This window comes from Dietzia sp. DQ11-44, assembly GCF_014145205.1.
GTDB lineage: Bacteria > Actinomycetota > Actinomycetes > Mycobacteriales > Mycobacteriaceae > Dietzia > Dietzia natronolimnaea.
In genome coordinates this window covers 1-11,073 of record NZ_JAALEC010000581.1, presented here as the reverse complement: position 1 = coordinate 11,073, position 11,073 = coordinate 1, and the positions used below count along the sequence as shown (strand labels likewise).

Sequence of the window (11,073 nt, the reverse complement as noted above, 5' to 3'; positions counted from 1 at the left end):
CCGCCGGCGTTCTCAGACCGATAGGTCAGGCCTTGGCGGCCGATAGCTCCTCACGAACGATGCGAGCACCCGCGCTGAGCGAGCTCAACTTCGCCAGTGCGATGTCCCGGGAGAAGGGCGCCATGCCGCAGTTGGAGCTCGGCAGGAGTCTGTCCTCGTCGACGAACTGCAGGGCGTTGCGGAGCGTGGCCGCGACCTCCTCCGGAGTCTCGACCTTCTCGTTGGCCACGTCGATCGCCCCGAGCATGACCTTCTTGCCGCGGACCAGTTCGACGAGGTCGATCGGGACACGGGAGTTGTGGCACTCCAGGGAGATGATGTCGATGCTGGACTGCTGCAGGAGGGGGAACGACTCCTCGTACTGGCGCCATTCCGAACCGAGGGTGGCCTTCCAGTCGGTGTTCGCCTTGATCCCGTAGCCGTAGCAGATGTGCACCGCGGTCTCCGCTCGTAATCCCTCCGCCGCCCTTTCCAGCGTCGCCACGCCCCAGTCCTTCACTTCATCGGAGTAGACGTTGAACGCGGGCTCGTCGAACTGGATGATGTCGACCCCCGCAGCCTCCAGGTCTCGTGCCTCCTGGTTGAGGATCGTCGCGAACTCCCAGGCCAACTTCTCACGACTGGAGTAGTGGCCGTCGTAGAGCGTGTCGATCATCGTCATAGGGCCGGGGAGTGCCCACTTGATCGGCCGATCGGTCTGCTGTCGTAGGAACTTCGCGTCGTCGACGAAGACCGGCGTGGAGCGGCGCACGTCACCGACCACGGTGGGCACACTCGCGTCGTAGCGATCGCGGATCCGAACCGTCTCGCGCTGCTCGAAGTCGACCCCGTCGAGATGCTCGATGAACGTCGTCACAAAGTGCTGACGGGTCTGCTCGCCGTCACTGACGATGTCGATTCCGCGATCGCTCTGTTCCTTCACGGCAATGCGCAGCGCGTCCTGCTTACCCTCGACCAACTCATCGCCCTGCAACCTCCAGGGCGCCCAGAGGGTTTCAGGCTGGGCGAGCCACGAGGGCTTGGGCAGGCTGCCGACGATGGACGTGGGCAGGATCTGGTTCATGGTCGACTCTCCTCCGGTGGTCATCCGACGAGGACGGGGTAGCGGGCGGCCCACTGCTCGAGGAGTTCGCGATGGGGCTCCACAAGGTGGTCTTCCGTGTACTTTCCCTGCTTCTTCGCGAGCTGACTGCGCTCGACACGGTCGTAGATGATCGGGGTGAGCGAGTAGTCCTTCTGTTCCAGGGTCGGTCGGTAGATCTCTGCGGCGGGGGAGGTCGCGTTGTAGATCTCCGGCCGATAGATCCGCTGGAAGGTCTCCATGACGCTCACCGTGCCTATGAGTTGCAGGTCGGTGTAGTCGCTGAGCAGATCGCCTCGGAAGTAGAACGCGAGCGGGGCGACTCCGCCGGGCGGCAGGAAATACCGGACCTGGAGCCCCATCTTGCGGAAGTACTCGTCGGTCAACGAATAGTCGTCCTGCTGGTACTCGACACCGAGGGTCGGATGGTGGTGTCCGGTCCGACGGTAGGTCCGGCTCGTGGACACACTGATGCAGATCACGGGATCCACCTCGAAGCGCTCCCGGTAGGCCTCGGAGTCGAGGAAGTGCTGGAACAACTTGCCGTGCAGGTCGCCGAAGTCGCCGGGCACGATGAACTCGGAGCGTCCCTCGTTGACCGCTGGCAGCCGAACGCTGAAGTCGAAATCGCGGACGTAGGACGAGAAGTTGTTCCCGACGATCCCGGGGATGCGAACACCGGTGTCCCGGTCGACGATCTGCATGTCCAGTACCTCGATCAGGGGGAACCGGTGGTCCGCGCCCTTCGAGTGGAACTGCAGCTCGGCGGAGACGATCTCGAGCTCGACGGAGTAGCGATCCCCGGTCGGATTGTCCCGGCGTGCGAGGTCATTGAACCGATGGTTGATCATCGACAGGGTTCGGCGGAGGTTCTGCTGACGGTGCTCGCCTCGGGCCAGGTTCGCGAAGTTCGTGGTGGTTCGGGAATTCTCCGACGGTGAGTAGTTCTCGTCGAAGCTGGTGGTGGTGATGCGATACGTGAATTCGTTCGACATGTGCGTCCCGTTCGGGTCGTGATCGGCCGGGCTCGGCGCGGCGGAAAGTCTGTGCCTCCATCCTGCAGTCCCAGTTCAGGTATCGGGTAACTACCATTTGGTATGGGTTTGTATAGCCTTGAGCTATGCGTCGAGAATCCAGGGGAATCACCCTCCAGCAGCTGCACTACTTCATCGAGGTCGCGGCGGAAGGCTCGATCACCGGCGCTGCGGAGCTGCTATATGTCGCCCAGCCGACCATGTCCGCCTCCATGAAGGACCTGGAGAACAGAGTGGGGCGCACCCTCCTCGTCCGATCCGCCCGAGGAGTGACGCTGACCGACGAGGGAGCGGAGTTCCTCGGCTACGCCAGGCAGGTGGTCGAGCAGATGTCCCTACTGGAGCAGCGCTACCTCGGTCAGCCGCCGTCCCGCCGACTGCTCGGGGTGTCGGCGCAGCACTACTCGTTCGTGGTCGAGGCGTTCATCCGGATGGTGCGATCAGGCGAGGCGGAACAGTACGAGTTCTCGCTTCGTGAGACGCGAACCTGGGACATCATCGAGGATGTCCGGACCCTCCGCAGCGAGGTGGGTGTGCTCTACCGGAACGACTTCAACCGGAAGGTCATCGACAAGCTCCTCCGCGATTCCGGCCTGGTCTTCCACCCACTCTTCGCAGCGCTGCCGCACATCTTCATCTCCAGGCAGAACCCGTTGGCATCCCGGGAACGCGTCACCCTCGACGATCTCGCGGACCTGCCCAGGCTCACTTTTGACCAGGGCGCGAACAATTCGTTCTACTTCGCTGAGGAGATCCTCTCCACCCGGTCGAGTAAGAGAGAGATCAGGGTCTCCGACCGCGCGACCATCTTCAACCTCATGATCGGTCTCGACGGGTACACGATCTCCACCGGAATCATCAGCGACGACCTCGATCCGGAGATCGTCGCCATCCCGCTCGACGTGGACGAGAGCATCGAGATCGGCTGGATCAGCCATTCCGGGATCCCGCTCACTGCGCAGGCGCAGCGCTACCTCGCCGAGGTGCGGGCCGTTGTCGCCGACTACGGGATCGAGCTGCTCGACTCCCCGTGAATCCGGCTGACGCTATGCCTCTACACCGTCGCCGAGAAACTTCGGAGGTTTTTCACAGGCGAAGATCATCCGCGATTGTTGTCCACAGATCGATGTGGAGGGCTTACCGGATCCCTGGTGGCGGTTGGATGCTGGACACATGGGAATCCGCTATTACGCATACGCCTTCGACGCCGAGATCACGCAGGCGGTGCTCTCCGACCCACGGGCTCACATCAGTCCGGACCCGTTCGCGGACGCCGTCGGTCTGCCCCACGGCTTCACCATGGGTACGACCGACTTTCAGCAGGGGCCTGCGGAGGAAGACATGCTCTACCTCGACAAGGCGTGGAGAAATCTCCAGAGGATGTCGGAGCCGTCCGACCCAGCCGAAGAGCCCAGGCCGGCATACCGGATGTTCGAAGGAGAGGTGACACCTCTAGACGGCTGGGAGGCGTGGCTGCCGTGGGTGAGAGCGATCCCGCCCGGAGACGTCGCCCTGATAGCCGACGATCTGGACGCGATCACCCGCGCGGACTTTGTCCCCTTGTTCACCCGCCACAACAGCGACTCGGTCGGAGAAGTGGAATCGGAAGCGCAGTACGTGAAGTTCCACCTGGGCCGGGCGAGACGTTTCCTCCGCGCACTAGAGAAATCGGGCCGGGGTTTCGCCTACATGATCGGCTAGCGAGAGCTCGAGCGTCATCGGCTGCAACCGTCGGCCGGCCCCGAACACTGGGAGTGGAGATCCTCCCAGATCCCTGCGGAGAGGGATCGCGTCCCGTGCGCGGGGCGTCTCGCCGTGGCGACTGCCGCCCTCGTCGTCGTCACATCATGTCGCGTGGGGGACCTGATCGCGGTGACGTGAGCCGCGAGATCAGCCGTCCGACCTGTCGCTCGAGAGTGGCGTCGTCCCGGGCGATCAGGAGTGGGTGGATCGCGCTGTAGCGCTCGGCGCGGGTGAGTCGGGCGAAGGCGGCCCCTGCGGCCGGCGTCGCCTCGAGCGCGGTCACGAGGGCCTCGGGGAGCTGTGCTGACGCGGAGCCGGCGTAGGCGCGGTCCCAGCGGCCGTCGGACCTCGCACGCTCGATCTCGGCGACGCCTCGCGGGCGCAGCCTCCGATCCTCGGCGAGGCGGGTGACGATCTCGACGTTCCGCAGTGACCAGATGGAACGCGCGCGGCGGGGGGTGAACCGTTGCACGAACGTCTTCTCGTCGTGCGACCTGCGCTGCCCGTCGATCCACCCGCTGCACAGCGCCTCCTCGAGCGCCTCCTGATAGGAGAGCGAGGTGGGGGAGGTGACCCCCTTCTTGGCGAGCATCAGCCAGGTCCCGTCGCAGCTCTCGCCGTTCGTGATCAGCCACTCGCGCCACCGGTCGACGTTCGCCACGATCAACGGTGCGTCAGGGCTGTCCGTCGGGCTCATGGTCCCAGCCTGTCAGGTGAAGAGGCCTGAGTGTGTCCTCTATGCGTCGCGCCCGCCCGGTCAGGTGCCGCGCTAACCTCGCACCATGGCTGAGATCGTCGTGACCGGCATCCCGCGGCGTCCCTCTCCGTCGGGCGGGCGCCGCCCGAAGCGCGACGAGCTCGCCCGGTTCGCCACTGAGGATCCGCACGGGGTCGACGATGTCCTGCCCACTGACGCCGAGAGCCTGCGGTTGCTCATTGTCGGGGTGAACCCGGGCTTGTGGACGGCGGCCGTCAACGCGCCGTTCGCGAGACCCGGGAACCGGTTCTGGCCGTCACTGCACCGGGCGGGGTTGACCGACCACGTCATCGATGCCGCCACCGGGTTCTCGGCCGCCGACGAACAGCAGTTGCTCTCGCGGGGCATCGGGATGACGAACCTCGTCGGCCGCGCGACCGCCCGAGCCGACGAGCTCACCCGTGAGGAGCTGCGTGCGGGTGCGGTGCGCGTGGCCACGCTCGCCGGGGAGCTGCGCCCGGCGGTCGTCGCCGTCGCGGGGATCACCGCCTTCCGAACTGCTTTCGCGCGACCGAAGGCCGGCTACGGGGAGCAGGACACCTCGGAGGTACCGGGGTGGCCCGGTGGCGTGGTGCTGTGGGTGCTGCCGCAACCCAGCGGGTTGAACGCGCACGAGACCCTCGACTCCCTGGCCGCGCACTGGCGGGAGGTCTGGGGTGCGGTGGAGAGGACCGGGGACCCCGGTGCACGCTGAACCGGCCCGTCGTCACCCGACTTCCGGCGACGTCAGCCGTCGTTACTCCGTCGATCGGCCCGGAAGGACCTCTCGACCAGCACTCTGATCTCCTCCGCCAGCGCGGGGACCGGACCGGAGACGGGGAGTCCCGGGACCACGTCGGTGATCCCGAGCGGGGCGAGCGGCCCGGGTGCCACGCCGAGATCGGCTTTCCAGCCCGCGTACTGGGCCCCGCTGGAGGCGAAGACGATGCGCCCGAGGCCCACGAACGCGTGGGCGGCGCTGCACATCGCGCAGTGCTCGCCCGAGGTGTACACGACACTGGACGCCCGCTCCTCGGGCTGCATGTTCTCCGCCGCCCAGCGGGCGATCGCGAACTCCGGATGTCTGGTGGCGTCCCCACTCGATTCGCGGTTACGGTCCGCGAACCGCACCTCGCCGGCCTCGTCCACCAGCACAGAGGCGAACGGTTTGTCCCCCGCCGCCAGCGCCTGCCCCGCGAGGTCCACACAGGTGCGGAGATGGACGAGGTCGTCGGCCCCGACGGGGCGGGGGTCGGACGTGGTGGTCACGGTGCCTTCTGGAAGAGTCTGCTCCCCGCGGGGTTACGAGCTGCCGCCGACGCGCGCGTGCGGGAAGTCGGCGGCACGCCCCTGGAACGCCAGGATATGCGGGTTCTCGATGACTCCCTCGCGGATCTCGATGGCGCGGGAGATGGTGAGGTCCTCATCCCATGCGGCCGGCCCCTCCATGACCGTCCGCAGGAAGGGCAGGAGCGCCTCGCTGATCTCCCACGTCGCCGAGTTCCACAGGTAGGACGGACTGTGGTCGACGGCGTAGTAGTGCACACCCTGCCCGACGGTGAACATCGGGTCCTCGAACCCCGTGGGCACGGCCCACTCGAAGCCCATGCCGGCGTCGCACGAGACGTCGATGATGAGGCTGCCGGCAGCGAACTCCTCGAGATCCACGGTCCGCAGGTAGGTCAACGGGGCTGTGACGTCCTGGAGAGTGCAGTTCACCACGATGTCGTGCGAGGCGAGGAACGTGGGGAGCAGGACGTCGCCGTCCTCGGTGGGAACCGTGCTGAGGTGGGTCGCGCCCTCGTCGGTGTTGAGCTGGGTGATGTGGGCGCTGTGGATCGGCGAGCCCACCGCCGTGGCCCCCCGCTGGGTGAGGACCTGGATGTCGTGGATCCCGTGGGCGTTCAGGGCGGTGACGGCCCCGCGCGCTGTGGCGCCGAACCCGATCACCACCGCGCTCAGCCGGGGCCCGTAGTTGCCGGTGGACCCCGTGAGGCTCAGGGCGTGAAGGACCGAGCAGTACCCGGCGAGCTCGTTGTTCTTGTGGAGCACGTGCAGACTGAAGTCGCCCTGCCGGGTCCAGTGGTTCATCGACTCGAAGGCGATGAGGGTGAGCCGACGGTCGATCGCGGTCTGCGTCAACCCGGTGTCCTGCACACAGTGCGGCCAGCCCCACAGGACGCGACCCTCCGGGATCTCGGCCATCTCTCCCAGCTGGGGTTTCGGGAGCAGCAGCACGTCAGCGGAGTCGATCACCTCGGCGCGCTCGGCGACCCGCCCCACGCGCGACTCGACATAGCCGGGATCGAGTTGGAAGTCGGCGGCGTAGCCGCGTTCGACGATCATGCGTGCGCGGAGGTCCGGCTCGATCCGGTCCAGGTGCCGGGGATGTATCGGGAGTCGACGCTCGTTCTCCATGGTGGAGCTCGCGAGCAGACCGAGGCTGAGGAGTTCGCCTCCCGGGGAGGCACCATCGCCAGTGGCGGCGGAGGTGGTGGCGGGCGGGTGAGCGGTTCCGGTCATCCGGACTCCCATCATCAGGGAACCGAATCCAGCTCCTGGTCCGACTATATGCGGCCGGACAGGGGAGCGGCCCGGCGCCGAGCGGGAGCGGCCCGCGGGACGGGTCCGATGACGCTCAGGACTCGTGCCGGAACCCGACCTTGATGGTCACCTGCCAGTGGGCCACCCGGTCGCCGTCCAGCTTCCCGCGGACGGACTGCACCTCGAACCACTCGAGGTTGCGGAGAGTCTTGGAGGCCTCGGCGACCGCGTTGGCGATCGCGGCATCCGTTCCTTCGGGGGAGGAGCCGACGATCTCGGTGACGCTGTAGACGTGGTTCATGGTGCCCTCCAGGTTGTGTGACCTGGCTCACCCTATCGCGGCTAGTGCCCTCGCCGGGCCGAATGACACCGGGCCGAATGACACCGGACCCGACGACACCGCACCCACCGGCGCGCGGCCGATGGGTGCGGTGAGGCGGGCGGGTCGGATCAGTTGCCGAGGCTCGCGAGCGCGGAGTTGAACGTCTCGCTCGGGCGCATGGCCTCCCGCAGCTTGTCGACGGAGGGCTGGAAGTAGCCTCCCAGCTCGACCTTGGAGCCCTGGACCGACAGCAGCTCCTCGAGGATGGTGTCCTTGTCCGCGGTCAGCTTCTCCGCCAGCGGAGCGAAGTGCGCCGCCAGGTCCCGGTCCTCGGTCTGCGCGGCCAGCTCCTGGGCCCAGTACAGCGCGAGCCAGAACTGGCTGCCCCGGTTGTCGAGCTCACCGGTGACGCGGGACGGTCCCTTCCGGTTCTCCAGCAGCTTGCCGGTCGCCGTGTCGAGCGTCTTGGCCAGGATCGTGGCCTTGGGGTTGTCGTCCTTCCGGCCGAGGTCATCCAGGCTGGCCCCCAGCGCGAGGAACTCGCCGAGCGAGTCCCAGCGCAGGTGGTTCTCCTCCACCAGCTGCTGGACGTGCTTCGGCGCCGATCCGCCCGCGCCGGTCTCGTACAGTCCACCGCCCGCCATCAGGGGCACGATCGACAGCATCTTGGCGCTGGTACCGAGTTCGAGGATCGGGAACAGGTCGGTGAGGTAGTCGCGCAGGATGTTGCCGGTCACCGAGATGGTGTCCAGGCCCCTCCACGCGCGCTCGAGCGTGTAGCGCATGGCACGCACCTGGGACATGATCTGGATGTCCAGGCCCTCGGTGTCGTGGTCGGCGAGGTACTTCTTCACCAGGGTGATCAGGTTGTTCTCGTGCGGGCGGTACGGGTCGAGCCAGAAGACGGCCGGCATCTCCGAGGCGCGCGCACGGTCCACGGCGAGCTTCACCCAGTCGCGGATCGGCGCGTCCTTGACGGTGCACATGCGCCAGATGTCGCCGGCCTCGACGTCCTGGGAGAGCAGGACCTCGCCGGTGGCGGCGTCGACGATGTTGGCGACGCCGTCGTACTGGACCTCGAAGGTCTTGTCGTGGCTGCCGTACTCCTCGGCCTTCTGCGCCATGAGACCGACGTTCGGCACGGTGCCCATCGTGGTGGGATCGAACGCCCCGTTGGTCTTGCAGAAGTTGATGATCTCCTGGTAGATCCGCGCGAACGTGGACTCCGGGATGACCGCCTTGGTGTCCTTCTTGCGGCCGTCGGCGCCGTACATCTTCCCGCCGATGCGGATCATCGCGGGCATCGACGCGTCGACGATGATGTCCGAGGGCGAGTGGAAGTTGGTGATGCCGCGGGCGGAGTCGACCATCGCCAGTTCCGGCCGGTGCTCGTGGCACCGGTGCAGATCCTCGATGATCTCCTCCTTCTTGGAGGACGGGAGCGTCTCGATCTTGTCGTACAGGTCGACCATGCCGTTGTTGACGTTGATCCCGAGCTCGTCGAACAGGTCGTGGTGCTTGTCGAAGGCCTCCTTGTAGAAGACCCTCACCGCGTGGCCGAACACGATGGGGTGGCTGACCTTCATCATGGTCGCCTTGACGTGGAGCGAGAACATGACGCCGGTCTCCTTGGCGTCGTTCAGCTGCTCCTCGTAGAACTCCAGGAGCGCCTTCTTGCTCATGAACATGGAGTCGACGACCTCGCCGGCCTCGAGGGGCACCGTCTTGAGGACGTGGGTCTCGCCGTCCGGCGTCACCACCTCCATGCGCGCATCGCAGGCGCGGTCGAGGATGATCGACTTCTCGCCGGCGTAGAAGTCGCCGTGCGTCATGTGTGCGACGTGGGTCTGCGACGCCATCGACCACTTGCCCATCGAATGCGGGTTGGCCCGGGCGTACTCCTTGACCGCCTTCGGGGCGCGGCGGTCCGAGTTGCCCTGGCGGAGCACCGGGTTCACGGCGCTGCCCAGACACGCGGAGAGTCGCTCGGCGACCTCGATCTCCTCGGGGGTCTGCGGGTCGTACGGGTACTTGGGGATGTCGTAGCCCTTGGCCTGGAGTTCCGCGATGGCGGTGTTCAGCTGGGGGACCGAGGCGCTGATGTTGGGAAGCTTGATGATGTTGGTGCCCGGTTCCTGGGTCATCTGTCCCAGTTCGGCCAGGTTGTCGGGAACCTTCTGTTCGTCGGTCAACCGATCCGGGAAGGCGGCCAGGATGCGGGCGGCCACCGAGATGTCGCTCGTCGTGACATCGATGTCGGCGGCGTCGGTAAAGGTGCGGACGACCGGGAGGAACGCCTCCGTCGCCAGTCGTGGGGCCTCATCGGTGAGGGTGTAGATGATCGTCGTTCTGCCTGGGGTCATGTCGGCTCTTTTCTTTTCAGGCTGATCGTGTTCTTGTGGAACGGCATCAGCACGCCTGCACCATCATCACCCGAGTCGGGCCGGCGTGGCCAGAACCCCCCGGTGTGGTCGATCGGTGCACGTGCGCGGTTGTGTGATCGTCTCGGCGTCACCCTGCACTGTGGCCCACGACGCACGCGTCCGCGGCGTTTTCCGGCGGCGGGGACCCCGACCGGGGCGTCCCGGGCCGGGCCGTCCCCGCGGGGCGGGCGCGTTCCGGCGGTGTCGCGTCCGTCCCATCAGGCCTAGTGTCGAGGGACGACCGCTACTGCCGAGGAGGCGTCGACGATGACCGATGTGGGTGCACGGGCACAGGAACTGGCCGCTCTACACGACTCGGGTGACCTGGTGGTCCTCCCGACCGTCTGGGACACCTGGAGTGCCCGGACCGCCGCGGACGTGGGGTTCCACGGACTCACCGTGGGAAGTCACCCGGTCGCCGACGCCATCGGGAGCGCCGACGGTGAGCGGATGGACTTCGGCGAGTACCTCGGGGTGGTGCGCAGGATCGCCGAGTCGGTCGACATCCCCGTGAGCGCGGACGTGGAGTCCGGGTACGGGCTCGGTCCGGACGAGTTGATCTCGCGGTTGCTCGAGGCAGGGGCGGTGGGGGCCAACATCGAGGATGTGGTCCACGGCGAGGGCGACCGGGTCCGGGACAAGCACGAGCACGCCGACTACATCGCCGGCGCCCGCCGCGCGGCGGATGACGCCGGTGTGCCCTTCGTGATCAACGGCCGCACCGACGCGGTCAAGCTGGGCGGAGAGGTCTTCTCCGATCCGCTCGCCGAGGCGGCCGAGCGCATCGTGCTGATGGAGCAGGCCGGCGCGCGCTCGGTCTACCCGGTGGGGCTGACGTCCGCCGACCAGGTGACCAGACTCGTCGGGGCGGTCTCGATCCCGGTCAACGTGACCGCTCATCCCGTGAAGGGCCACGGCGCAGGGGACCTGGCCGTCCTCAGGAACCTGGGGGTGCGGCGGGTGTCCTTCGGCCCGCTGTGGCAGATGTGGCTCACCAAGGTCTCCACCGAGCAGCTGTCCCACTGGATGACCCCCGACCAGTAGGTCGCAGCGGAGCGACCGCCCCGGCAGGCGGTGCGTCGGACGTTCAGTCCGAGGCGCTCGGGCGCCTGCGGCCGGCCTTGGCCTGCGAGCGCCGGCTCTTGGCGTCGAGGCGCCGCAGCCTCGATCCGTAGGTGGGCCGTGTCGGC

11 protein-coding genes are annotated in these 11,073 nt (G+C 67.0%); 4 read left to right on the top strand and 7 right to left on the bottom strand.

Annotated elements, in window-relative coordinates; genetic code table 11:
- Positions 1-25: 25 nt before the first annotated feature.
- Positions 26-1,063, bottom strand: a complete 1,038-nt coding sequence (locus tag G6018_RS13755) for a methionine synthase (protein WP_182639910.1) — start codon at positions 1,061-1,063, stop codon at positions 26-28.
- Between the two features lie 20 nt (positions 1,064-1,083).
- Positions 1,084-2,076 carry a putative oxygenase MesX gene (locus G6018_RS13750; protein WP_182639909.1) on the bottom strand — a complete coding sequence of 331 codons (993 nt, stop codon included), beginning with the start codon at positions 2,074-2,076 and terminating at the stop codon, positions 1,084-1,086.
- Between the two features lie 125 nt (positions 2,077-2,201).
- On the opposite strand from G6018_RS13750, the gene G6018_RS13745 reads away from it, so the two are divergent.
- Both G6018_RS13745 and G6018_RS13740 read left to right on the top strand, forming a co-directional pair.
- Positions 2,202-3,149 carry a LysR family transcriptional regulator gene (locus G6018_RS13745; protein WP_107749110.1) on the top strand — a complete coding sequence of 316 codons (948 nt, stop codon included), beginning with the start codon at positions 2,202-2,204 and terminating at the stop codon, positions 3,147-3,149.
- Positions 3,150-3,288: 139 nt separating this feature from the next.
- Positions 3,289-3,816, top strand: coding sequence for a DUF1877 domain-containing protein (locus G6018_RS13740; protein WP_182639908.1), 528 nt, complete (start codon positions 3,289-3,291; stop codon positions 3,814-3,816).
- 139 nt (positions 3,817-3,955) lie between these two features.
- On the opposite strand, the gene G6018_RS13735 is transcribed toward G6018_RS13740, so the two are convergent.
- Positions 3,956-4,555: a YdeI/OmpD-associated family protein gene (locus G6018_RS13735; protein ID WP_182615781.1), complete on the bottom strand. Its 600-nt coding sequence runs from the start codon at positions 4,553-4,555 to the stop codon at positions 3,956-3,958.
- 85 nt (positions 4,556-4,640) lie between these two features.
- Here G6018_RS13735 and G6018_RS13730 point away from each other — a divergent pair, with 85 nt between their 5' ends.
- Positions 4,641-5,309 (top strand): mismatch-specific DNA-glycosylase, encoded by a 669-nt coding sequence (locus tag G6018_RS13730; protein WP_182639907.1) that lies wholly within the window; start codon positions 4,641-4,643, stop codon positions 5,307-5,309.
- 32 nt (positions 5,310-5,341) lie between these two features.
- Here G6018_RS13730 and G6018_RS13725 read toward each other — a convergent pair whose 3' ends face one another.
- From G6018_RS13725 to G6018_RS13710, 4 genes are all read right to left on the bottom strand, one after another.
- Entirely contained in the window at positions 5,342-5,863 is a 522-nt protein-coding gene (locus G6018_RS13725) for a nucleoside deaminase (RefSeq protein ID WP_182639906.1), read from the bottom strand.
- Positions 5,864-5,896: 33 nt separating this feature from the next.
- Positions 5,897-7,012 carry a N(5)-(carboxyethyl)ornithine synthase gene (locus G6018_RS13720; RefSeq protein WP_241730981.1) on the bottom strand — a complete coding sequence of 372 codons (1,116 nt, stop codon included), beginning with the start codon at positions 7,010-7,012 and terminating at the stop codon, positions 5,897-5,899.
- A gap of 220 nt (positions 7,013-7,232) precedes the next feature.
- The gene (locus G6018_RS13715; protein WP_182611284.1) at positions 7,233-7,439 is read right to left on the bottom strand and encodes a dodecin; all 207 of its coding nucleotides are present in this window, start codon (positions 7,437-7,439) and stop codon (positions 7,233-7,235) included.
- Positions 7,440-7,588: 149 nt separating this feature from the next.
- Positions 7,589-9,823 carry an NADP-dependent isocitrate dehydrogenase gene (locus tag G6018_RS13710; protein ID WP_179525636.1) on the bottom strand — a complete coding sequence of 745 codons (2,235 nt, stop codon included), beginning with the start codon at positions 9,821-9,823 and terminating at the stop codon, positions 7,589-7,591.
- Positions 9,824-10,150: 327 nt separating this feature from the next.
- On the opposite strand from G6018_RS13710, the gene G6018_RS13705 reads away from it, so the two are divergent.
- A complete protein-coding gene (locus tag G6018_RS13705) occupies positions 10,151-10,927 on the top strand; it encodes an isocitrate lyase/phosphoenolpyruvate mutase family protein (RefSeq protein WP_179525635.1) in 777 nt (258 codons plus the stop codon).
- Positions 10,928-11,073 lie beyond the last annotated feature (146 nt).